This window comes from Asticcacaulis sp. (assembly GCF_035497195.1).
Taxonomy (GTDB): domain Bacteria; phylum Pseudomonadota; class Alphaproteobacteria; order Caulobacterales; family Caulobacteraceae; genus Asticcacaulis.
This window is the reverse complement of the sequence record NZ_DATJDZ010000004.1, coordinates 16,021-39,767: the sequence shown is the minus strand read 5'-3', so window position 1 is coordinate 39,767 and position 23,747 is coordinate 16,021. Positions and strand designations below refer to the sequence as shown.

The window sequence follows — 23,747 nt, the reverse complement described above, 5'->3', positions numbered from 1 at the left end:
ATCGGCCATATTCACAGGGGTTTTCATGGATACGACGACACGTAAAGGGCAGGGCTGGCTTTTCGCCACCGCCTTTGCCGCCATCACCGCTACCTCCTTCTGTTTCATTCTGCGCGCGCTGGTTATCGATAACTGGGGCGTCGCCTTCGCCCTGACCGAAACGCAAAAGGGCGAACTGCTCGGCGTCGGCCTGTGGCCGTTCTCGATCACCATCGTGCTGATGTCGCTGTTCATCGACCGGATCGGTTTCCGTGTGACCTTGTGGTTCGCGGCGCTCTGCCATATTGTCGGCCTGGGGCTTCTCTTCACCGCCACCGGCTACTGGTCGCTTTACGCAGGCACCTTTATTATGGCGCTGGGCAATGGCGCGGTCGAGGCCGCCGCCAATCCGCTGATCGCCACACTTTTCAGCCACGACAAGTCGAAATGGCTCAATCGCCTGCACGCCGCCTGGCCGGGCGGCATGATCCTCGGTGGCCTGCTGGCGATGGGGCTGGACAGCCTCGGCGGTTTCGACTGGAGAGTGAAGGTCGGCCTCATGATCATCCCGGTGCTGGTCTATACGGTGCTGCTGATCGGCCGCAAATTCCCGGTGTCGGAACGTGTCGCGTCGGGTGTGTCCTATCGCACCATGCTGGGCGAGGCGGGCTTCATCTCGGCCTTTATCCTGGCGGCTTTGATCATGCTCGAAGTCGGGCGCGTTTTCGCCCTGCCGCCGATGATGTCGTTCGGCGCCGCGGTGGTGCTGGCCCTGGTCTATGCCTTCTTCGCCCGTTCGCCGGGACGTCCGCTGTTCATCCTGCTGGTGCTGGTGATGATGCCGCTGGCGGTCACCGAGCTTTCGACCGATAGCTGGATTTCCTCGCTGATGACGCCGGAAATGAACAAGCTTGGCCTCGCCGCTGGCTGGGTGCTGATCTATACCTCGGCGCTGGTTTTCGTCATCCGCATCTTCGCCGGCACCCTGATCAAATGGCTCAATCCACTCGGCGTGCTGGCTATGGCCTCGGCCCTGGCGGCGGCAGGCCTGTTCCTGATGTCGGGCGCGACGGGCATGGCCATTCTGGCGGCGGCCACCTTCTATGGCATCGGCAAGAGCTTCTTCTGGGGCACGGCGCTGGGCGTCGCTTCGGAACAGTTCCCCAAGGGGGGCGCGGTGACGCTTAACATGCTGGCCGGTGGCGGTATGCTGGCGGCGGGTATTGTCGGCTCGGTGCTGCTGGGCGCGGCGCAGGACAATTCGACCCGCGCAGGGTTGATGCTGCATGACGCCACGCACCAGACCGCGCTTTCCGAGCAGTACCTGACGGAAAAAGTCAGTGTGTTCGGCCGCTACAAGGCGCTCGACGAAGCGAAGGTGGCTGTGGCTTCGGAGGCTGATAAGGCGGTGCTTGATGGCCTCGCTGGCAGCGCCAAGAAAGACGCCCTGAAAGAGGTGGCCTTGCTGCCGGTGATTACCTGTCTGATCTTCCTCGGCCTGATCCTGTGGTTCCGACGCCGGGGTGGTTATAAACCGGTGGTGATCGGGGATCACTGACTAACAATAATATGAGAAGATATGACTAAGCTAAGACTAGGCATGGTGGGAGGCGGGCCGGGCGCGTTTATTGGTCCGGTTCATCTGATGGCGGCGCGGCTGGATGACAGGTTCACCCTGTCCGCCGGCGCTTTCAGCCGTAACACGGAGAAGAACCGGCAGGCCGGCGCGGGCTATGGTTTGTCGCCGGATCGTGTTTATACGGATTGGCGGGACATGCTGGCGGCGGAAAAAGGCCGGCTCGACCTGATCGCCATCGTTACCCCCAACGACACCCATTTTCCGATTGCAAAAGCGGCGCTTGAGGCGGGGTTTAATGTGCTGTGCGACAAGCCGGCGACGCTCAATCTCGAACAGGCGCTTGCATTGCGCGAGGTCGTGCGAAAGAGTGGCAAGGCCTATGGCCTGACCTATACCTATAGCGGTTATCCGCTGGTGCGTGAGGCGCGGAAGCTGATTGCCGAAGGCCGGATCGGCCGGGTGCGCAAGATTGTGGTCGAATACTCTCAAGGCTGGCTGTCGCAGGAACTGCACAACAAACAGGCCGACTGGCGGGCTGATCCGGCGCAGTCCGGTCTCGGCGGCTGTATCGCCGATATCGGCGTCCACGCCTTTCACCTGAGCGAATTTGTCAGCGGGGCTAAGGTGGAAAGCCTCTGCGCCGATCTTGGTATCGTGGTGCCGGGCCGCGCCCTCGATGACGACTGCAATGTGCTGCTGCGCTATTCCAATGGTGTTCGCGGCGTGCTGGTGTCGTCGCAGATCGCGGCGGGCGACCGCAATGGCCTGCGGCTGCGGGTCTATGGCGAAACCGGCGGGCTTGACTGGTCGCAGGAAACGCCCAACACCCTGACGATCAACGGACATGATCAGCCTTCGCAAATCCTGCACGCCGGCACGCCTTACCTGACCTATGGCGCGCGGGTGCCGGCCGGTCATCCGGAAGGCTATCTCGAAGCCTTCGCCACGCTTTACCGCGATTTCGCTGACGAGATATCAACCGGCGCACCGTCGCTGGTGCCGGGCATCGAGGACGGTGTGCGCGGTATGGCTTTCGTTGAGACAGCGGTCACATCTAGCCGCAAGAAAAGCTGGGAGACACTGCTGTGAAGACACTCAAAGGACCAGGTATCTTCCTGGCGCAATTCCTCGGTGATAGCGCTCCGTTCAACAAGCTGGAAAGCATGGCGCAGTGGGCGTCAGGCCTTGGCTATAAGGGCCTGCAAATCCCGACCTCTTCGCCGGCGATTTTCGACCTGGAAAAATGCGCGCAGAGCCAGACCTATGCCGATGAGATCACCGGTATGCTGGCGCAATACGGTTTGTCGGTGACAGAGCTTTCGACGCACCTGCAAGGCCAGCTTGTCGCCGTCCATCCGGCCTATGACACCCTGTTCGATGGCTTCGCGCCCCTGGCCCTGCACGGCAAACCGAAGGAGCGTCAGGCGTGGGCGGTCGAGCAGGTCAAGCTGGGGGCCAAGGCCTCGCAGCGACTGGGCCTGAAAGCGCACGCCACTTTTTCCGGCGCCCTGGCCTGGCCCTATATTTATCCGTGGCCGCAACGCCCGGCGGGTCTGGTGGAAGAAGCTTTCGCCGAACTGGGCCGGCGCTGGCTGCCGATCCTCAACGCCTTCGAGGATGCCGGCGTCGATTGCTGCTACGAAATCCACCCCGGCGAAGACCTGCACGACGGCGCCACCTTCGAGCGTTTTCTCGATGAGGTCGGCGGGCACAAACGCGCCAATATCCTGTTCGATCCCAGCCATTTCGTGCTGCAACAACTGGATTACCTGAGCTATATCGACATCTATCACGACCGCATCAAGATGTTCCACGTCAAGGACGCCGAGTTCAATCCGAATGGCCGGTCAGGTGTTTATGGCGGCTATCAGGGCTGGGTGGAGCGGCCGGGGCGCTTCCGTTCGCTAGGTGATGGACAGGTTGATTTCAAGGGCATTTTCAGCAAGCTGGCGCAGTATGATTACGCCGGCTGGGCGGTGCTGGAATGGGAGTGCTGCCTGAAACATCCGGAAGATGGCGCCCGCGAAGGCGCGCCGTTTATCCGCGATCATATTATCCGCGTCACCGAAAAAGCCTTTGACGACTTCGCCGGCAGCGGCGTATCCAAAGACGCCTTACGTAATCTGATGGGACTTTGATATGGATCGCCGTTCACTCTTGCTGGCACCGCTGGCCCTGACTGCCGGAGGGGCTATGGCCCAGACACCCGCCCCCGATACCGCGAAAACCGTCGCCGGCTGGCCTGCGCCTGCCGGAACCATCGACCTGTGGCCGAAGGGCGCGCCCGGCCAGTTGCACCCGCAGATGAAGGAAGTGGTTGAAGAAACCTCGACCGATCCGGCGGTGAAATTTCGTCGCGTTCAGGGTATATCGAAGCCGCGCATGGCGGTTTTTCCGGCGGCGAACCCCAATGGCGGGGCCATGCTGATTATCCCCGGCGGCGGCTTCTGGTGGAACTATTTCGACCATGAAGGCTATGCCCTGGCCGACTATCTGAATAAACAGGGCGTCACCTGCTTCGTGCTGTTCTACCGGCTGGCCAATGACGGCTGGGACAATCGCGCCGATGTCGCCACGATCGATGCCCAACGCGCCATGCGCCTGATCCGCAAAAATGCTGCGCAATATAAACTGGATGCGAAGCGCGTTGGCGTGGTTGGATTCAGCGCGGGCGGCTTCGTCACGGCGTCGCTGGCCACCCGTCATGCGCAGGCGCTTTATGCGCCCGTCGATGACGCCGATCAGCTCGATGCCCGCCCGTTTATCGCCGCGCCGATCTATCCGGTTATTTCGCTGGATCCCGCCATTGCCTACGAAGGCACCGCACCGTCCTTGCTCGGCGGCCCGGCCACGCCGGAACAGATCGCTCGCTATGCGCCGGACCACAATGTCGATGCGCAAACCCCGCCGGTGTTCCTGGCCCAGGCTGAGGACGACACGACCGTGCCGGTGGCCAATTCGGTGGTGCTGCGCGATGCTCTGAAAGCGAAGGGGATTGTGGTCGAAACGCACCTTTTCGCCAGCGGCGGGCATGGCTTCGGTATGAAGCCCGACCTGGATCGGCCCTATCACATCTGGCCGCAGTTGTTTGTCAATTTCGCCCGCAGCCAGGGGCTGATGGGGTAGGGGCTCCCAAAAAAGAACCCTGAGGCACCGCCTGCGGTGCTCAGGGTTTGAGCCGTAACCTGGAGGAGATGTTACGGCTTGCAGCGGCGCCTCCGCAGGGGGAGCGAAAGACCGCGCAAGGACAATCAGATCGCGCCCGCCTTTACCAGCTTCACGGCCTGATCCGCCGCGCGGGCGGTAAAGGCCATGAAGGTCAGGGACGGATTGACGCAACTTGTCGACGCCATTGCGGAGCCATCTGTGACGAAGACATTGGGCGCGTCATGAAGCTGGTTCCACTTATTGGTGACCGAGGTGCGCGGGTCCTTGCCCATGCAGGCGCCACCCATTTCGTGGATCGCATCGCCGGGAATATGCGGCTTTTCTTCCGACCAGACATTGACCAGACCGGCGGCCTTCATCATGGCCTCGCCCTGGCGCGCGCCATCGGCCATCATCTTGCGCTCGTTTTCGCGGAAGGTAACATTGAAAAGCACCTGCGGCACGCCGAAGCGATCGACCTTGGTCGGGTGCAGGGTGAGGGTATTGTCGATATAGGGCAGGCATTCGCCGAAGACGTTGAAACCGATCGACCACGGGCCGTATTTGCGCAAGCCTTCCTTCATCGAGGCGCCGAAACCGACGGCGCCGGTGACGCCGCGATGACCGCCGCCCTGGCAGCCGTAGCCGCGCAGGAAGTCGGCGTCGGCGTCCTGGCCGTTGAGATTGCGGAAGCGCGGAATATAGACGCCGGTCGGCTTGCGGCCATATTCGATCAGGTCTGAGTATGTCCCTTCCGGCAGGTTGCCGGAGAAGGTGGTCAGCATGGCGTGATCCATTATGTAACGTCCCAGCTTGCCGCTGGAATCGGCGAAGCTGCGGTCGCTGCCGGCGAGCTTTGAATTGAGCAGGATCTGGTTCGACGCCATAGCTGAGGCGCACAGGAAGACAATGCGCGAGCGATAGGTATGGGCGGCGTGGCTGTTGGCGTCGATGGTGCGGACGCCGGTGACGCGCTTTGTCTTCGGATCATATTCCAGCGAGGTCACCACCTGATCGGCCAGCAGGGTCAGGTTATTGGTGGCGCGCGCGGCAGGCAGGGTGACGGCTTGCGTCGAGAAATAGGCGCCGAACGAACAGCCGCGGTTGCACTGCGACCGGCTCTGGCAGCGCGACCGGCCCTGTTCGGGCTTGTCCTCGGTCATGTTGGAGCAGCGCGTATGGATCAGCTTGCGGCCGGGCATGGCCTTTTCCAGCCGTTCCTTGGTCCAGGTCTCGGCGACGTTCATCGGGTGCGGCGGCTGGAATTCGCCATCGGGCAGTTGCCACAGGCCTTCCTTCTGGCCCGAAATGCCGGCGTAGGATTCGACGTAAGAATACCACGGCGCGATGTCTTCATAACGGATTGGCCAGTCATTGCCGTGGCCGTCCCTGCCATTGGCCTCGAAATCCTGCGGGCCGAAACGAAGCGATACGCGGCCCCAGGTCAGCGACTTGCCGCCGACTGTGCCGGGGCGCACCCAGCGGAATTCCGGCCCGTCCTTGAAGGCATAGGGGTTGAGGCGGTCATTGTTCATGAAGCCTTTCACCGCCGTTTGGGCTGCGCCGCCATAACGCGCGGCGTAATAGTCGCTTTCGACCAGGGCCGGCGGTGTCTGGCCCCGGAAGGGCTGCTCCCACGGACCGGTGCCTTCATAGGTGTAGTCCGTGCTGTGCTCGACCATACGCCCGCGATCGAGCATCAATACCTTCATGCCCTTTTCGGTCAGTTCCTTGGCGGCCCAGCCACCCGAAACCCCGGAGCCGATGACGATGGCGTCGAATTCATATTCAGACATGGCGGACCTTTACGAAGAGAAGACGCGGTTGACTTCGGCATAGGGGTAGGCGCCGTCGTACTTGCCCGGCACCGGCAGATAGATGCGCTCGACCGTGCAGCCGATCTCGGAACTATAATAGCCAAAGATGACGAGCTGCCGCAGATGCTCGAAGCTATCTTTCGGCGCGTCGGTCAGGGTCTGCTGCATGGCAAGCGTCAGGATAGCATCCTGCTGTTCGGGCGTAATGGCAGCGAAGGGCTTGCCGTGGGTTTTGTGCGAGAAAGCATCCATGGCGGTCAGGCCACTCATCACCATGTCGCGCTCGGCTTGCCAGTACCATTCCGACAGCATCATCTCGATAAAGGCCGGGACCTCGGCGGCGATGGCGCCCGGCGTATCGGTGGTGGGAATGATGCGTTCGGATACGGCGGCGGTCAGGGCGCGCTGGCCGGCGGTCATGTAGGGGGTGGCCGGCTTAAAACCGGGGTCCATGCCGGCCTGCATGGCGCGAGCCATGGGGGCTATGGCCACGCCGCCGACCATGGCGACAATGCCGGTCAGCAGGCTTCTGCGATCCAGACGGCTATGATCATGGGCCATGTTTATTCCTCCCGTGCCGCGAGTTTACGCACCCAGATATTGCGATAAGAGACCGCGCTGCCATGATCCTGCAAGGTGAAGGGCAGGGCGTCGGCATGGGGGTGATAGGTCGCCAGCGTCTTCCAGTCGGTCTTGCCGAGGATTTCCTGATGGTTCTGTGTCAGCACGCCATTGTGCAGCACTGTGACGTAGGCCGGCTTCAGTACCTTGCCTGCGGAATCGAAATGGGGCCGCTCGAAAATGATGTCATAGGTCTGCCAGTCGCCGGGTTTTCGCGATGCGTTCACCAGCGGCGGCTGCCAGGCATAGATGGCCGAGGCCTGGCCGTCGGCATAGGTCACATTGTTGTAGGAATCGAGCACCTGGACCTCATATTGACCCATGAGGATGACGCCGGAATTACCGCGATTTTGCGAGGCGCCGGCAACGTCGGCCGGTTCGCGGAACTCGATGTGAAGCTGCATGTCGCCGAAAGCGTCTTTGGTGGTCAGGCTGCCGTCGCCATGCGGGCCGTCACGGTGAGGTACGGTCATGGCGCCATCGGCGAGCGTCCAGTCGGCCGGCTTGCCGTCGGCAGTGACGAAGGCGTCGAGGCTGGAGCCATCGAACAGGACAATGGCGTCGGAAGGCGCGTCGCTGGCCGTCTTGCCGGGCGTGACGACAGGCGGGTGCGGCCGCGCCGGATCATGAACGTGCCATTTGCCGCCGGGCAGCATGGGGGTGTCGGTAAAGCCGAGATCTCCGGCGGGTGCCGGCGTGGCAAGCAATAGGCAGACTCCAAGCGTCATCAGACTCAAGCGCATCATTTCCATCCCTTTTGGCAGGTCCGTTTTCGGACTCTGTGTATTATTCCGCCGACTTGACCTTAAGGTAGTAGATCAGAGCGGCGCGTTTCGCGTCGTCCTTGACGCCGGCATAGGTCATCTTCGTTCCCGGCATGGCCTTCATCGGCGCCAGCAGAAAACTGTTCAGCATGGCGTCGTTCCAGGTCTCCCCCGAAGCCTTCATGGCGGCGGAATATTTGAAGGTGGCGGAATGTGCGCCCGCCTTGCTGCCGTAGACGCCATAAAGATTGGGGCCGACGCCATCGCGGGCGCCCTTGGCGATCGAATGGCAGGCCTTGCATTGGGCGAAGGCTTTTTCACCGGCGGCCAGTTGAGCGGCGTCAACCGCCGGTGCGGCCTGAACGGCGGGCGCGAAGGCCGCCGCCGCGATGATAAAGGAAATAGCGGGCCGGAAACGGCTCGAAAACACTGGCACTGATCAGCTCCTGCGACCTGTTTTTGGACCTTACGATCATGCCGCAGTATCCGCTTTTGTAAAATGGGTAACATGACTTGAAATCGATTACAATAGACTCATCACGAGAGAATCGTTCGCAAATCTACCGCGGTATTTAAGCCTTTGGCGCGGCGGTGCTTTCGCGGAAAACCAGTTCGTGGTCGAGCGTGATATTGACCCGTTCGGTGACGCCGCCATCGATGATGCCCAGCAGCAGTTCGACGGTCTTGCGGCCGATTTCGTGCATTGGTTGGCGCACGGTGGTCAGCGACGGCGCGGAAAAACGCGACAGGTGGACATCATCGAAACCGGCCACCGACATATCGGCCGGGCAACTCAAACCGGCTGCGCGGATGGCATGGAGCGCGCCGAAGGCCATGTCGTCGCTGAAGCAGAAGATGGCCGTCGGGCGCCTGGATTGCGCCAATAGTTGCGCGGTCATCGTGGCGCCGCATTCGATGGAGTAGTCGCCCGTCAATATAGTCAGGTCATTGCTGCGGCCGTGCTGGTCGGCGCTGGCCGTGACGCCTTGCAGGCGGTCGCGGCTGATTGGGCTGCGCAGGTCGCCGGTGATGACGCCGATGCGGTGGTGACCGAGAGCATAGAGATGATCCATGATCTGGCGCGCCGCCAGAGCATTGTCGATATGGACCGAGGAGACACTTAAGGAGTCGCTGAATTCGCAGCCATTGACGATCGGCGCGCTGGCGCCTTTTTTCGCCACAAGATCATTGAGCGACACCGGCAGGGTGTGGCCGAGGAAGATCATGCCGTCGGCCTCTTTACGTCGCAGCAGGCCGGCATAGGCATCTTCGCTGGTGCCATGAAATCCCACGTCACCGAGCAGCACGGTATAGCCCGCCGCCAGGGCTGCTTCTTCGACGCCGCGGATGATATGGGCGAAGAAGGCGTTGGCGATATTGGGGACGGTGACGATCAGGCGCGAGGTCTTCAGCGTGCGCAGGTTCTTGGCCATCTGGTTCGGCTCATAGCCCAACTGGTCGATGGCGCCCATCACCTTATCCAGCACCGCCGGCGAAACGTGGGCGTAGTCGTTGAGGACGCGGGAAACGGTGGCGGTCGAAACGCCGGCCAGTTTGGCGACGTCGTTGATGGTCGACATGTTCAGCCCTGAAAAGATTCTGTTGCTCTCTCAATACGGCCTTATCGGCTGCGTTGCCAAGAAAAATGCGGATAGGCCGTTCGCTTATCCTGAAATTTAAACTCAAACGAATTGGCTGAGTGAAAATCGTAAAGGTGATCGCCAGGCCCCTGTACACTGGTTTTTTGCGGTATGATATCCGGGCTGACGATATGCCTTGCATCCCGTCTGAATTCGCGGTGTAGTGGATAAAATGCCAGTGTGGATTGCGAACCTGCCGGAGAGCGGGAAGCGGCAAGACCTGTCGAGGGGACGTTTAGGATGTCACGTATTTATTTGGCGGGTTTAAGCCTGGCCGCTCTGGTTTGCGGTGTCACTGGCCCTTCGGCCCAGGCCCAAACTCAGGCCCAAACCCAGGCACCGACCGAGGTCGTGGTGCGGGGCGCTTTACGTCTGCGCCCGGTCGATGCGCCGCCGCCGCTCGATATCTTCGTCAAGCGGCCGCGCATCGAGCAGGTCGCCCTGTCACAGGATGGGACGCAGATCGCTTTCGTCACCTGGCTTGAAGGCTATCGCGTGCTGGTGGTCTATCGCGTCGCGGATCAGACCAAACGCGTCATCAAGCTCAATCCGGGTGATATTTCCAGCATTTCCTGGGCGGATGACAATCATGTCCTGATCTCGACCACGCTGACCGGCCTGCGCGGCACCTGTGGCAGCGGTCCGATCCAGAAGAAAGCGGATTCCGCCAGCCTTAGTGGAAGCACCGCACAGACAAACAGTATGCCGTCGCCCAGGCAAGGCAATCCGGCGAGTAACGCTGCCGATAACAGTGCCATGTTGAGTGTGCTGAATTCCCTCAGCACGCCCGGTTGCGCCTATTACGGCGTGCGCGCCCAGACCGCCGTAACCTCGGTCAATATCGCTGAGCGCGAAGGCGTTGGACTCGGCACGCGAATGAGCGAGTACGCCAATCTCGCCCTTGGCACGCCCGAACCGGTGACGCTGGACGGCAAGGTGCAACTGATCGGTCCGTATCTCGAACTGCGCGGCCTGTCGATGAGCGGCCAGCCGACGAAACGCGTCTACCTGTGGCGCAGCGATCCGGAAACCGGGCAGGGCAAACTGATCAATGACGGCGGCGGCGATCTGGATCGGGAGAACCGCTATGTCGATGACTGGCTGCTCGACAAGCAAGGCAATATCGTCGCCCGCTCGGTCTATAGTTTCAGGAACGAACAGTTCAGCATCGAGCGCAAAACGGATGGCAAATGGAAGCCGGTCCTGACGCGCAAGATCGTGACACGCGACGGCACGTTCGCGCCGTTCATGGCGGGGTTGGGGCGTGATGGCCAGTCGATCGTCATCTTCGACGTTGAGGCCGGCACTACGGCCCAAGGCGCTGACCGGCGTTTCCATTATTACGAACTGACGGCCGATGGCACGTTCTCCGCGCCGCTTGAACCCGGTGACGCGACGCGGGACCGGCCGATTTTCCATCCTGAAACCGGATGGTTGGCGGGCTTTGTCGAAACCGGTGAGGCGCCGGAATATACCCTGACCGATCCGGTCCTGCACAAATTATACCAGCGGGCGCAGGACGCAGCGCCGGGGCAGGCGGTCAAAATTGTCTCCACGGCGCGTGATCCGCACCGCATGGTCATCTTCGCGCAAGGCGGCGAAGAGCCGGGCGCCTACTATTTCATTGATTTCACGACGGGCAAAACCCTGGAGATCGGCGATATCCATCCGGAAGTGCCGTCGGAATGGGTCGCCTCGCAAAAGGTGGTCAGCTACAAGGCCCCAGACGGTCTGGATATCGGCGCCTTGGTGACCCTGCCGCCAAAACCGGAACCGAAACATTTACCACTGATTGTCCTGCCGCATGATGGCCCGCAGGCGCACGATCAGCGCGGGTTCGACTGGCTGGCCCAGGCGCTGGCGTCGCGCGGCTATCTGGTGCTGCAACCTAATTATCGCGGGTCGGATGGGTCTGGCCCAGCCTTCATGGCGGCAGGCAGGGATCAGTGGGGACGGCGGATGCAGTCGGATCTGGCCGATGGTGTGCGTTATCTGGTGGGCGAAGGCCTGGCCGATCCGGCGCGTGTCTGCATCATCGGTAGTGGCTATGGCGGCTATGCGGCGCTGGAGGGCGCAACGACGCCCGGCGCCTATCGTTGCGCGGCATCGTTGGGCGGCATATCCGATATCGACGATTATGTGAGTTGGGTGAAGGGCAAACGGCCCCTGCCGGATCCGGACAAGATCGCCAGCCTGACAGCCGATGCGCAATGGCCCCGCGCCTTCTCGCCCGATCCGGGATCGGTATCGATCGTCACTGGCTATCTCGGCGATCCGGCGGGCTGGGCGGCGCTTTCGCCACGTAATCAGGTGGCGGATATCAAGACACCGGTTTTGCTGGTCCATCAGACGAATGACAGCGCCGTTCCAGTTCGTCAGAGCAAGCAGATGCGTGATGCCTTGCAGGCGGCAGGCAAGGCGGTGACCTATGTCGAACTGCCCGGCAGCGATCACGAACTGGCGACAGAGGAAACACGGTTGGCGGCAGCGGAAGCGGTGCTCAACTTCCTGAAGATCTATAATCCGGTGAATTGATTTTTCTGGAAAAAGTGATGGGCGTTATAGGTTGATTTCGGATAGATACGCAGGAAACAGTCTTGCGCGCCGGAGGTCCCCCATGTCAGCTTCATTGCCAGTCACGTTCTCAGCCGATTTCGACGGCGGCAATATCGAGGTTTTGAGCGGGGAAGGCGGTCAGTGGGATCTGGCGATCAGGCCGGACAACGGCTCGCACTATTACCAGTGGTTCTATTTCCGCGTCGATGGCGCGGCGGGCGTCGACCTGACCCTGCGCCTCACCAATGCCGGCGGTTCGGCCTATCCGGGCGGCTGGGAAAACTACCGCGCTCGCGTCAGTTCGGATAATGCCGACTGGCTGTGCACGGATACCAGCTATGAAAACGGTGTCCTGACCATCCGCCACACACCGGCCGGCGATACGGTCTGGTTCGCCTATTTCGCCCCTTTTCAAAGTGAACGGCACCGGGCGCTGGTAGCGCAGACGGCGGCCTTGCCGGGTGTCGGGCATAAGGTGCTCGGTCAGACGCTCGATGGCCGCGACCTCGACCTGTTCACCCTTGGCAGCGGCGCGGCGAAGGTCTGGCTCTATGCCCGTCAGCACCCCGGCGAAAGCATGGCCGAATGGTGGATGGAAGGCGCGCTGGCCTTCCTGACCGGCAATGAACCGGCGGCGGTCAAACTGCGTGAAACGGCGACTTTTTACATCGTGCCTAACATGAACCCGGACGGCAGCGCGCGCGGGCATCTGCGCACCAATGCCGCCGGCGTCGATCTCAACCGCGAATGGGCCGGCCCCACGCCTGAACGCAGCCCGGAAATTCTGTATGTGTTGCAGGCGATGACCACCAGCGGGGTCGATTTCGCCATCGATGTGCACGGCGACGAGGCGATACCGCATGTTTTCATGGCCGGTTTCGAGGGCACGCCCTCATGGACCGAGGCGCGCGGGGCGCTTTATCAGGCCTATCTCGATCGCTTGCTGGCGCGCACGCCCGATTTCCAGACGAAATTCGGCTACGATATTCCGGCGCCGGGCGCGGCCAACCTGGCGATATCGACCAATGCGGTGGCGGAGCGTTTCGGCGCCATCGCCATGACTTTGGAAATGCCGTTCAAGGATCACGACGACGCGCCGGAACCGGTGCGGGCGTGGTCAGCCGCCCGGTCACGCGCGCTTGGCGAAACCTGTCTGCTGGCCTTGGCTGATATCGTGGACAAGCTTAGTGATTAACGTTCGTCAGCGCTCTTGAAAGCGAATCCTGGAGGTTCATTTCCAGCTTCTGGTTGGCGAAATCCTGCTGGAGGTTCTGTAGCTGCGGAATATCGAGATTGATGACGGTTTCCTGGCGAATATCGCGGTTGTCGGCGGTGTTGAGGACAACGCTGCCGATACGTCCGTCACCCAGATCGTGCAGCACGACGGTGCCGCCATTTTGCCCCGGCAGATACAGGCCCGGCACGGATCCATCGACGTGAATCCCCGCGCCGGCCGCGCCGGCAAGCGAACCGCCGTCCGTCGTTTCCACAACGCCCTGGTCCGTCCAGGTGAGGTGAGATTGCAGCGCCTGCTGGCCATCGACATAGGTGGTGATGATGGCGCCGAGACCAAATTCGATGCCGGTGGGGGTGCGCAGCCCGCCGACCTGTTCCCTCAATTCTTCGGGGGTGAGCGGAGTCAGGGTGTCCTCGGCCATAACCGGAAACGCGATCAGGGTGGCGAAAAGGCCGATGATAAGCACTCTGGACATGGATATACTCAAGGTGTGGTGGGCGGATTGCCGTTGATCATGCTGGTAATCTGATAGATCGGCGGCAGTTCGCGGGTGAAACTGGAGAGGGAAGAGTCGCCCATCGGCTGGCCCAGCGGCGCCACGGCCCAGGGACTCCATTCCTCGTCACGATTATAGGGGGTTTTGACATCGGCAGAGGCATGGATGGCGAAGATGACGCCATTCCAGATTTGCGAGAACTCGGCATTGCTGTAGGTGCGCAGGCCGCCCGCCGGATCGCCGATCAGCACCTTGCCGTTGCGCGCGCCTTTGACGACGACGAAATGGCGATAGGCGCCGGCGGTCACGACGGCAATGGCGGGGCGATTAATCTTCACGAGCTGGTCGAAGGTCAGTTTGTAGCCATCGGCCTGAAAGCCGCGGGAGGCGAGATAATTCTTGATGTCGAGCAGGGAGAAGCCGACCTTGCGGATCTTTTCCTGATCGCCCGTGGCGTACATGGCTTTGAAAACTTCCGCCTCGGTGACCGGCATGTTGTAATGGTAGTGCAGCAGGGTCGCCAATGCAGCGGAGCCGCAACTGTAATCATACTGTTGGCGAACCACGGTGCGGAAGGGGATATCCTTCATGCTGGTGACGGGAACCGAAAACATCATGCCGCCGTCAGTCAGCACGGCCTGGGCATGCGCCAGCGGCGCGACAGATCCCAGGGCAAGCAGACAGGCAGCAATGACGGTAAGCTGTTTCATTGGACCCGATTTATTGAGACAGCGGCGCGCCGGTGATGGTGACGCTGATGCTGCCTTGCAGGTTATTGTTGTTGCCGGTGTTGGTGACGAAATTACCGACGCCGCTGAAACCGGTCAGGGCATTGCCGGAAAAATTGATGTCGCCGTTCTGAACCGTGCCGGCGGTGATGGTGTTGCCGCTGTTGGTCGCGGTCAGGTCCTGAGTGGTGACGACATTGGTGACGGCGCCTTCGGCGCTGACTTCGCCGAGTTCTTCCAGCGACATCGGGACGGAGACCGGCGTTTCCCGCGTGGCGGTGGGCGGTGGCGCGACCGGCGTTTCCTGCGCAAAGGCGGGGGCGGAGAGGCTGGCCACGATTAACGGCATGACCGCCAGGCTGCGTAGGCTCAGGCATATCGTGTACATGGCGCGCACTTTCAATTAAAGGGAAGTCGGGAGGGATCACTGGTTCGAAGCAGACGTGAGGCCGGGTGAACCTTCGCGCACCCGGCCTTCAGCGAAGGTGCGATTAAGGTTGGCCGCCACCGGTGAAGCTGATGTTGGCGTTGGCCGACAAGGCCGTGGCGGCCTGGTTGATGGAGCCGACGCCCGTGTTCGAGCTGGCCGTCTGAACGCCGGCGAAGTTGGCGTAGGAACCGCCGCGGGCGACGATATTACCCGTCGTCAGATCGCCGCTCTGGCCTGTGTCGCCGCCGGTCAGGGTGACGCTGGAGCCGGTGACGTTGGCGGCCAGGTCCTGATTGGTCAGGCTGAGCGTGAGGGTCGTGACGTCCGCGCTGGAGTTGTTGGAATCGGCAACTGAGTTGTCCGAATTGTCGTTGTAGGAATCAGCGACATTGGTCGAGCTGTTGTTGTTGGAGTCGTTCGTCGAGTTGTTCGAGTTGTCGGAGTTGTCCGAATTGTCATTGCCCGAATCGGCGATGCTGGTGTTGGTCGAATTGTTCGAATCATCATGAGTCGAGTTATTCGAGTTATCATTACCCGAGTCGGCGATACTGGTATTGACCGAATTATTCGAGTTGTCGTGGGTAGAGTTGTTCGAATCGTCATGAGTCGAGTTGTTCGAGTTGTCGGAGTTGTTCGACATGTCATTGCCGGAGTCAGCGACGCTCAGTGACGTATTGGTGGAATTGTTCGAGTTATCGGTGGCCGAATTGTCGTTCGTCGAATTGTCATTGCCGGAATCGGCGATGCTGGTATTGACCGAGTTGTTAGAACTGTCGTTGGCGGAATCGGCCGTATTGACCGAATTGTTGGTATTGTCGTTGGCGGAATCAGCGACGGATACAGCGGCCGAACCGTTATTAGCCGCATTAGAACCGTTGTCGGCCGTATTGGTGGTATCCTGCGCAGCCGCTGACATGGCCCCGCCGATCATCAGACCGAGGGCGATCGCGGATGCGGACGCGAATAATTTTATGCTTTTGCTGGTCATTTTGGTAAACCTCGAATTCATGAATTCTGAAGGACCGTCCTTCAGATCATTAAATCGGGATTTGAAAAAAAGGTTCCGGCAAAAATCACCGCACCCGGCATTTATTTTCTCTTTTTAAGCAAGGAGATGGCCGGTATCCAATATGCGCAAGAATTAACCCTGTTCTCTGCAATCAGAAGTGCATTTTCATTAAAAGCTCATGGGCGCGGCGACGACCATCCGCATGTCCGGCGCATCGCTGGTGACGCCGAATTCAAAGTTATTGGTCAGGGTCATGCGGTCGCTGAGCCGGTAAGACCAGCCCATCAGCAGCGAGCCGACTTGCAGGCTGTTGGATTCCTGGATCGTCGTGCCGATCTGCGTCTTCGTCGGGAAGATGTAGCTGTGGCTGTAGCCGAACGACACGGAGAAGCGGGGGTTGAGCGCCAGGCCAAACCCCAGGCTGCCGCTGATCGAACCGCCCGGTTCGACACGCCCGACATGGGCGCCACCGATATCCTTATCGATATCGCGCGATAAGTTATGCAGGTAGCTAATGCTGGCGAAGATAACCGCCGGGTCGCTCGGATAGAGCATGGTCAGGCCGCCCTCGACCGCCCAGAAACCGGACCCTGTGGCCAGGCTTGTCGCCACGCCGAACTGGTCATAGCCGACATCGTAAGGGCCAAGCCCCGTTGGGGGTTTGATGCGGGCGTTGGCGACGAAGATCGGCCGGCCGGGGCGGACCTCATTAAGTTGATAGCGCGCTGAGATTTCGACATCGCCGATCTGCTGGCCGTCCAGCTCGGTGGTGCGGTTGATGGTTTCGTCGCGCTGCGCCAGGGTGGTGATGCGGTCGTGGCGGTAAACGTAAGGAATGCGGGCCTCGACCTCCAGCCGGCTGGTCAGGCCGTAGCGCATGGCCACCGTGGCGACGGCTGAATCGCGGTCGGCGTCATTGGCCTCGATAACGCCCAACTGGATGCCGGGCACGATTTCGACGCCGCGGAACACCAGGCGGTTGGAACTCGACCGGACATAATCAAGCGACGGGGTGAAGACAAGCCGCCCCTTCGGCGTGAGAACCCCGACGTGTTCCGGCAGGGCGGCGACTTCCTCGACCTGACGCTTGGGTGGCGGCGCTGTGCCGACCGGTTGCTGCGGCAGGGGATCAGGCCTGACCGGCTCGACCTGAGCGACGGTTGGTGCAGGGGCGCCGGGTGGCGTGCCAAGCAGGGGGGCGCTGTCAGAAGACAGGCTGGCATAGGGCGCCGCCGTATCGTTGGGCGCGTCGCTGCGGCCGGCGCGGATGTCGGCGAGCAGGCTGTTGCGTTCCGCCCGTAATTTATCGATTTCCGCCTGTTGTATCGCCAGGGCTTGTTGCTGATCGGCGAGACGCTTTTCCTGCGCGCTCAGGCGATTTTCCTGCGTTTGCAGAGTCTGTTCGATCTGGGTCAGGCGCGGATCGGCCTGATTGGCCGCCAGAGCGGGACTAGCCAGGGCGATCAGGCTGGCGCCCGTCATCAGGGCCAAAAGACCGGCGTTTACGGAGACCTGTTTTCCTCGGATATGCCACATGTGATTAGTCCTCGGAAGTTTGCAGGCTTGGCTGGCCCAAAACCTTGGCGGGAGGTTGCGGCTGGATATCGAGTGCGTTATCGATCAGGTTCGCCAGCTTTTCCCGTGCGCGATTGACCCGGCTTTTCAGAGTGCCGACCGGGCAATGCGCCAGTTCGGCGGCCTCTTCATAGGAGCAGCCGGAGGCCCCTATCAGGACAAGGGCGGCGCGGGCGTCGGGCGGCAGCCGGTCGAGGGCGGACAGCATGTCGTTATATTGCAGGCGCCATTCCTGCGCCGGAGCGACGCTCAGCATCGCCGCCCAGCGCCCTTCAATATCCTGCACCGTATCGCGCTGGCGCGAGAGGTCGTGATAGAAGCAATTCTGCATGATCTTGCATAACCACGCCTTGAGATTGGTGCCTTCCTGAAAGCTGCCGCGATAGCACCACGCCCGGACAAGGGTTTCCTGCACGAGATCGTCAGCTTCACTGCGTGACCCGGCGCGTGTGGCGGCGTGGATACGCAGGGCGGGGATCAAGGCGATGACGGCATCACGGAAGACGTCCGGTGTACGCCGTTCTTGAGTCCGGACTGATGTTCGCGATTCTGGTCCGGACAGGTCCGGCGCTTCAGAAACATGTGTCAGATCGGCGCTCTGGCTGCCGTTTTGGCGCCAGGTATTTGTATCGACTCTCATTGTTCTTCCCGCGTTTTTACTGCTTCTGGGGCGTTTTTACGCGTACAAATTTCCACGCCGGCGAAATCATCGCAGGGCATGTATATTCGGATCGGCTAAAGCATAAATGGCTTAGACTAATGCGAATATTTTACTGAAATGGGATAAACTTGGCGAATGCGTTACAGGTACGCTGAATATAGATATTCCGACGCTGAACTGGGTATCACCCGCGACATTAAAATACGGCAGGCGAGAAGGCCGATTAAGTAAATATTGTATAAATATAACGCAGTTTTCGATTTGACGGAAGAGCTTTTATTTCGAAAATTCAACCAAATGGGGAATTTTCTATATAATTGGAACTGGAGAGTAAAAAATCGGCGTTTTCCGGCCAAAAGCGTTCAGGCAGGTTATGTCTTCATTTGTTTTTTGTCATTTTTATGAAAAACGAAAGCAATGTGACGCAATATAAAATTAAAAATTCACAAATATTAAATATTAACTGCGAACGCGAAGAAGCTAAATAATTGTAGGCGAAACGTAAACGTTTTGGGGTTGCCATCATCGTGCCGCCGCACATATTTTTTATAGCCCCGGATAATAACCGGATAATAACAACGCGATTGCGTGAACCGAAGGCCTCTGATTGAGTGTCTGGGCGGCATATTCATCCGCGTGGCCGGCAGGAGCAGACCTTGAGGCGCTTTTCAGACAGGCTTGAAGCGGGGATGATCGGGATGTGTGGGCTTGTTTTGCTCGCTGGCTTCCTGTGTTTCGCAACCAGGCTTGAGGCCGCGCCGGCGTGCCCGGTGGACGGCCCGGTCCGGTTCGCCGGCGTTAATTGGGAAAGCGGCGAATTCATCACCGCCGTCATGCAGGAAATCCTCGAACGCGGCTACGGTTGCGCCACCGAAACCGTGCCGGGCAATACCGTTACACTCGAACAGGCCCTGGCCAATGACGATATCCAGATTCTGGCCGAAGAATGGGTCAGCCGCAGCGATGTGTGGAAAAAGGCCGAGGCGGAAGGATCGGTGCGCGCCATCGGCCATCCGTTCACCGAGGCCAGCGAAGGCTGGTATGTGCCGAACTATATGGTGCATGGCCCGAAGGCGATCGCCCCTGGCCTGAACAGTGTCAGCCAGCTTGCCGATCCACGTTACATTGCCCTGTTCCGCGATCCGGAGCAGCCGGACAAGGGACGCTTCCTCAATTGTCCGTCCGGCTGGACCTGCGAGGGCGTCAACAGCGCCAAGCTGAAGGCCTATGGCCTGACCGGCGCCTATGTCGATTTCCGCCCCGGCACAGGCCCGGCGATGGATGCGGCCATTACCTCGGCCTACATGCAGAAACAGCCCATTCTTTTCTATTACTGGTCGCCCAGTCCGATCGCCGGGCGGCTCAAACTGGTGCAATTAAAAGAACCGGTCTGGTCCGCCGCCTGCTGGGCCGATCTGACCAGCAAGAATGGGCGCCATAGCCAAGGCTGCGCCGCGCCGCCGGCTGATGTCGCCTATGGGGTGTCCACACCCTTCGCCGCCAAGGCGCCGGCCATAGCCGCTATGCTGGCCCAGGCGACCTTCCCGATGGAAGACCTGAATGCCAACCTGGTTCGCCGCGCCGATAGCAAGCGGACAGCGCGGGCGCAGGCGGTCAGGTTTCTGCAAGACCGCCCGGACCTGTGGCGTGGCTGGGTGGATGCGGCGGTAGCCGGACACATAGAGGCCAGTTTACAGGCAGGACCGGTCAAGGCGGCGCCCTCAGCCTTTCCGGCCGGCTGGACGCTCTCGATCCGTCAGCCGGTCAATGAGGCGGTGAACGGGCTGGTGCGCGATCATGGCGCCGGCTTCCGGGCGGTATCCAATGCCGGTCTGGGGGTTATCGTCGCACTCGACAAGCTGTTCACTATCATCCCGTGGTGGCTGTTGATCGCTGTTTTCATGGGCCTGGCGTGGCTGGGGACGCGGCGCATCGGCCTGACCGTGGTGGTCGGTGGGCTGATGTTCGTCATGGGGCTGCTCGGCCTGTGGAGCCTGATGACCCAGACCCTGACCCTGATGCTGATCGCCAGTTTCCTGGCTCTGTTGATTGGCCTGCCGGTGGGCATCGCCGCAGCAAAGTCGCGCTGGATCAAGGCGGGCAGCCTGCCGGTGCTTGATATTATGCAGACCCTGCCGGCCTTCGTCTATCTCATTCCGGCGCTGATGCTGTTCGGCCTCGGCAAGGTGCCGGCGATCCTGGCGACGGTCATCTACGCTCTGCCGCCAATGATCCGGCTGACGACGCTGGGCATCGAACGCGTCGACCGGGAAGTACGCGAGGCGGGGGAATCGTTCGGCCTGACGCCGTGGCAGATGCTGTGGCGCGTCGAACTGCCGCTGGCGCGCCCGACCCTGATGGCGGGTGTCAACCAGACGATCATGCTGGCCTTGTCGATGGTCGTCGTCGCCTCGATGATCGGGGCGCGCGGCCTCGGCGAACAGGTGCTGAACGGTATCCAGACGCTCGATGTCGGCATGGGGCTGGAGGCCGGCCTGGGGATCGTTATCCTGGCCTTTGTGCTCGATCGTATCACGCAGGGCTTTGGCGGCAAGGAGAGCGCGCATGATTGAGCTGCGCCATCTCACCAAGCTGTTCGGCCGTAAGGAAGGCGCCGCCCTGGCCATGGCAGGACAGGGCGCCGGCAAGGCGGAGATTCTGGCGGCGACCGGCTGCACCCTGGCCTTGCGCGACGTGACACTCGATATCGCCGCCGGTGAGGTCTGCGTTCTGATGGGGCTATCGGGATCGGGCAAATCGACCCTTGTGCGGCATATCAACCGCCTCATCGAGCCGTCCGCCGGTGATATCCGGGTCGATGGCGTCGATGTCCGGTCATTTGATGCCAAGGCGCTGCGCGATTTCCGCCGTAGCCATGTCAGCATGGTGTTTCAGGGCTTCGGCCTGTTGCCGCATCTCGATGTGCTGGAGAATGTCGCCTTCGGTCTTGCAGCGCGGGGGGAAGCGGCGGAGACGGCCCATCCGAAGGCGATGGAATGGATCGCGGCAGTCGGGCTGGAAGGCTACGAAAGGGCCAGGCCGGAGGCGCTTTCCGGCGGCATGAAGCAACGCGTCGGGCTGGCGCGGGCGCTGGCGGTCGATACCGGCATCCTGCTGATGGATGAGGCCTTTTCGGCGCTTGATCCGCTGACCCGCGCCGATATGCAGGACCTGCTGCTCGACCTGCAAAAGCGCCTGCGCAAGACCATTGTTTTCGTGACGCATGATCTGGATGAGGCCGTGCGGCTGGGCAGCCGCATTGTCATCATGAAGGACGGCGCCATCGTGCAAACCGGGACGCCGGACGATATCCTGAACCATCCGGCGGATGAGTATGTGGCGCGTTTTGTGCAGATCAGGAACCGAGACTGAAGATGCCGAATTCCGGCGCCGGACTGATCCATTGCCTTTCGATCTTCCAGCCGGATTCCGCCGCCAGCCGCGCCAGCGAGGCCGGCGTGAACTTGTGCGAATTTTCGGTGTGGAAACGCTCGCCGGCCTTGAAAGCAAAGGCATGGCCCGCCGCTTTCACGATCTGGTCCTTGCGCGAGACGAGGTGCATTTCCATGCGCTCGAAATCGGGATTCCACACGGCCAGGTGGTCGAAGGCGTCGAGGTCGAAATTGCCGCCGAGGTCCCGGTTGATGCGAACGAGCAGGTTCTTGTTGAACTGCGCCGTCACGCCCAAAGCATCGTCATAGGCGGCGACCAGCGTCGCCTCGGCCTTGACCATATCGGCGCCAAGGATCAGCCGTGCGCCTTGGCCCAGCAGCCCGCGTACGGTGCGCATGAAGGCTGCGGCCTCGGCACGGGTGAAATTGCCGATGGTCGAGCCAGGGAAGAAGCCGACCAGCGGCCGGCCCTTCAAGGCGCTTGGCAGCTTAACTTCAGACGTAAAGTCGCCGGCCACCGGCGTCACCGACAGTTTCGGATAGGCGGTCTTGAGGCGTAGTGTGGCGTGACGCAGGGCGTCCTCGCTGATATCGATCGGCACATAATGGGTGATATGCGGGGCGGCATCGAGCAGCAGACGCGTCTTATCGCTGGCGCCGCTGCCGAATTCGACCAGTACGGCATCGGCGGGGATATCGGCGACCAGTTCCGCCGCAATGCGGGTGAGCAGGGCGGTTTCGGTGCGGGTCGGGTAATATTCTTCCAGCCGGCAGATGGCTTCGAAAAGGTCGGAACCCGCGGCATCATAGAAATATTTCGGCGACAGGGATTTCTGACGCGCTGACAGGCCGCGCACCACATCGGCGGCGAACCCGGCGTCATGGCCGTCCGCCGCATGTCTGTCGGCGAGATCGCGCGCCAGCCGCACGCCGGCGCGCATCCAGCGCTGTTCGGGCTTGAAAAAGTTGCGGTAGGTCGGCCGCGTATGACCGGCGGGCGTGAAGCTCGACCCGCCGCGCAAAACCATCTGGCCGCTCATGAACTTGCCGTTATATTCTCCGACCGCGCCGGCGCCGGGCTGAAAGCCGGGATAGGGCAGGTAGGCGCTGCCGGTCCATTGCCAGGCGACATTATCTTTCTGGTCGAGCACGCCGTCACTGGCGGCCAACTCCCATTCGGCCTCGGTCGGCAGGCGCGCACCGGCCCAATGGGCGAAAGCGTCGGCCTCGTAATAGCTGATGTGAGTCACGGGCGCATCGGGCGCGATAGGGTGCAGGCCGCGCAAGCTCATCTCCTGCCAGCTATCGCCGTCCGCCTGCCAGTAAAAAGGCGCGGTCCAGCCCTGCGCCTGCACCTGCGCCCAGCCGTCCGATAGCCAGAGATCAGGCCGGCTGTAGCCGCCGTCCTGCATGAAGGCCAGCCATTCACCATTGGTGACGAGGCGGTCGCTGATCTCGAACGGTTGCAGCCAGGTGCGATGACGCGGGGCTTCATTGTCGAAGGCGAAACCCGCGCCTTCGTGGCCGATATCGACCAGTCCGCCCGGCCGAAGCTGGAAGCGCCCCGGCTTGCCGCCGGCATCGGGATTGGCCCTGATGTCATAGGCCGGTTTCAGCGGCGATTGCGCCAGCAGGTGCAGCACGTCCATCAGGATCAGTTCCTGATGTTGCTCCTCGTGGGCGATGCCGAGGCGGATCAGGCTCTCGGTTTCGGCCGGTAAATCAGACTGTAACAGACGCTCCATGCCGGCGTCGACATGGGCGCGATAGGCCAGGATATCGGCGAGCGGCGGGCGGGTCAGCAGGCCGCGCTGCGCCCTGGGCTGGCGTGGGCCGAGCGCCTCATAATAGGAGTTAAACAGGAAGGCATAGGCGGGGGCGAAGACCGTATAATCCGGCAGGGACTTCAACAGGAAGGTCTCGAAAAACCAGGTCGTGTGCGCCAGATGCCACTTGACCGGGCTGGCGTCCGGCATGGACTGGACGACCATATCTTCCGGAGACAAGGGCGCTATGAGGGTCTGGGTCTGCTGGCGGAGCGTCGCATAGGCGCAGGCCAGCGGGGTGTCATCAGTCATCTCGCCCGTTATCGGGTAGGGAACGGTGTCCATAGGCC

At 61.1% G+C, this 23,747-nt stretch carries 20 protein-coding genes; 8 read left to right on the top strand and 12 right to left on the bottom strand.

Annotated features, from left to right (window positions below; all coding sequences use genetic code 11):
- The first annotated feature begins 25 nt into the window (after positions 1-25).
- From VL130_RS00960 to VL130_RS00945, 4 genes are read left to right on the top strand one after another with little or no spacing between them, the layout of a single operon-like run.
- Positions 26-1,537 (top strand): MFS transporter, encoded by a 1,512-nt coding sequence (locus VL130_RS00960; protein ID WP_325360153.1) that lies wholly within the window; start codon positions 26-28, stop codon positions 1,535-1,537.
- A 21-nt stretch (positions 1,538-1,558) separates the two neighbouring features.
- Positions 1,559-2,647 carry a Gfo/Idh/MocA family oxidoreductase gene (locus VL130_RS00955; protein ID WP_325360151.1) on the top strand — a complete coding sequence of 363 codons (1,089 nt, stop codon included), beginning with the start codon at positions 1,559-1,561 and terminating at the stop codon, positions 2,645-2,647.
- On the top strand, positions 2,644-3,696 hold the full coding sequence (locus tag VL130_RS00950) for a sugar phosphate isomerase/epimerase (RefSeq protein ID WP_325360149.1): 1,053 nt from the start codon (positions 2,644-2,646) through the stop codon (positions 3,694-3,696). Before VL130_RS00955 ends, VL130_RS00950 begins: the two co-directional genes overlap by 4 nt.
- A 1-nt stretch (position 3,697) precedes the next feature.
- Complete coding sequence (locus tag VL130_RS00945) at positions 3,698-4,684, top strand: alpha/beta hydrolase (protein WP_325360146.1); 987 nt, start codon at positions 3,698-3,700, stop codon at positions 4,682-4,684.
- A gap of 125 nt (positions 4,685-4,809) precedes the next feature.
- On the opposite strand, the gene VL130_RS00940 is transcribed toward VL130_RS00945, so the two are convergent.
- From VL130_RS00940 to VL130_RS00920, 5 genes are all read right to left on the bottom strand, one after another.
- Positions 4,810-6,501 carry a GMC family oxidoreductase gene (locus VL130_RS00940; protein ID WP_325360142.1) on the bottom strand — a complete coding sequence of 564 codons (1,692 nt, stop codon included), beginning with the start codon at positions 6,499-6,501 and terminating at the stop codon, positions 4,810-4,812.
- Between the two features lie 9 nt (positions 6,502-6,510).
- Complete coding sequence (locus tag VL130_RS00935) at positions 6,511-7,083, bottom strand: gluconate 2-dehydrogenase subunit 3 family protein (protein ID WP_325360140.1); 573 nt, start codon at positions 7,081-7,083, stop codon at positions 6,511-6,513.
- 2 nt (positions 7,084-7,085) lie between these two features.
- On the bottom strand, positions 7,086-7,889 hold the full coding sequence (locus VL130_RS00930) for a DUF1080 domain-containing protein (protein ID WP_325360138.1): 804 nt from the start codon (positions 7,887-7,889) through the stop codon (positions 7,086-7,088).
- 40 nt (positions 7,890-7,929) lie between these two features.
- A complete protein-coding gene (locus VL130_RS00925) occupies positions 7,930-8,343 on the bottom strand; it encodes a c-type cytochrome (RefSeq protein WP_325360134.1) in 414 nt (137 codons plus the stop codon).
- A 136-nt stretch (positions 8,344-8,479) separates the two neighbouring features.
- Positions 8,480-9,487 carry a LacI family DNA-binding transcriptional regulator gene (locus VL130_RS00920; protein WP_325360131.1) on the bottom strand — a complete coding sequence of 336 codons (1,008 nt, stop codon included), beginning with the start codon at positions 9,485-9,487 and terminating at the stop codon, positions 8,480-8,482.
- Positions 9,488-9,787: 300 nt separating this feature from the next.
- Here VL130_RS00920 and VL130_RS00915 point away from each other — a divergent pair, with 300 nt between their 5' ends.
- Both VL130_RS00915 and VL130_RS00910 read left to right on the top strand, forming a co-directional pair.
- A complete protein-coding gene (locus tag VL130_RS00915) occupies positions 9,788-12,082 on the top strand; it encodes an alpha/beta hydrolase family protein (RefSeq protein ID WP_325360129.1) in 2,295 nt (764 codons plus the stop codon).
- Positions 12,083-12,164: 82 nt separating this feature from the next.
- Positions 12,165-13,298 carry a M14 family metallopeptidase gene (locus VL130_RS00910; protein WP_325360126.1) on the top strand — a complete coding sequence of 378 codons (1,134 nt, stop codon included), beginning with the start codon at positions 12,165-12,167 and terminating at the stop codon, positions 13,296-13,298.
- On the opposite strand, the gene VL130_RS00905 is transcribed toward VL130_RS00910, so the two are convergent.
- The 6 genes from VL130_RS00905 to VL130_RS00880 all read right to left on the bottom strand — a co-directional run bounded on the left by VL130_RS00905 (position 13,288) and on the right by VL130_RS00880 (position 18,218).
- Positions 13,288-13,815: a hypothetical protein gene (locus VL130_RS00905; RefSeq protein WP_325360124.1), complete on the bottom strand. Its 528-nt coding sequence runs from the start codon at positions 13,813-13,815 to the stop codon at positions 13,288-13,290. The genes VL130_RS00910 and VL130_RS00905 overlap by 11 nt on opposite strands.
- Positions 13,816-13,823: 8 nt before the next feature.
- Complete coding sequence (locus tag VL130_RS00900) at positions 13,824-14,546, bottom strand: C39 family peptidase (protein ID WP_325360122.1); 723 nt, start codon at positions 14,544-14,546, stop codon at positions 13,824-13,826.
- A 10-nt stretch (positions 14,547-14,556) separates the two neighbouring features.
- Positions 14,557-14,952 (bottom strand): hypothetical protein, encoded by a 396-nt coding sequence (locus tag VL130_RS00895; protein WP_325360120.1) that lies wholly within the window; start codon positions 14,950-14,952, stop codon positions 14,557-14,559.
- A 103-nt stretch (positions 14,953-15,055) separates the two neighbouring features.
- On the bottom strand, positions 15,056-15,982 hold the full coding sequence (locus VL130_RS00890; RefSeq protein WP_325360118.1) for a hypothetical protein: 927 nt from the start codon (positions 15,980-15,982) through the stop codon (positions 15,056-15,058).
- A 189-nt stretch (positions 15,983-16,171) separates the two neighbouring features.
- Positions 16,172-17,539 (bottom strand): transporter, encoded by a 1,368-nt coding sequence (locus tag VL130_RS00885; protein WP_325360116.1) that lies wholly within the window; start codon positions 17,537-17,539, stop codon positions 16,172-16,174.
- Between the two features lie 4 nt (positions 17,540-17,543).
- The gene (locus VL130_RS00880; RefSeq protein ID WP_325360114.1) at positions 17,544-18,218 is read right to left on the bottom strand and encodes a sigma-70 family RNA polymerase sigma factor; all 675 of its coding nucleotides are present in this window, start codon (positions 18,216-18,218) and stop codon (positions 17,544-17,546) included.
- A gap of 677 nt (positions 18,219-18,895) precedes the next feature.
- Between VL130_RS00880 and VL130_RS00875 the strand changes: the two genes are divergently transcribed.
- Both VL130_RS00875 and VL130_RS00870 read left to right on the top strand, forming a co-directional pair.
- Positions 18,896-20,812 (top strand): glycine betaine ABC transporter substrate-binding protein, encoded by a 1,917-nt coding sequence (locus VL130_RS00875; protein ID WP_325360112.1) that lies wholly within the window; start codon positions 18,896-18,898, stop codon positions 20,810-20,812.
- Positions 20,805-21,611, top strand: a complete 807-nt coding sequence (locus VL130_RS00870; RefSeq protein WP_325360110.1) for a betaine/proline/choline family ABC transporter ATP-binding protein — start codon at positions 20,805-20,807, stop codon at positions 21,609-21,611. Before VL130_RS00875 ends, VL130_RS00870 begins: the two co-directional genes overlap by 8 nt.
- Here the strand turns inward: VL130_RS00870 and egtB are convergent.
- The gene (gene egtB, locus VL130_RS00865; RefSeq protein WP_414636187.1) at positions 21,595-23,742 is read right to left on the bottom strand and encodes an ergothioneine biosynthesis protein EgtB; all 2,148 of its coding nucleotides are present in this window, start codon (positions 23,740-23,742) and stop codon (positions 21,595-21,597) included. The genes VL130_RS00870 and egtB overlap by 17 nt on opposite strands.
- Positions 23,743-23,747 lie beyond the last annotated feature (5 nt).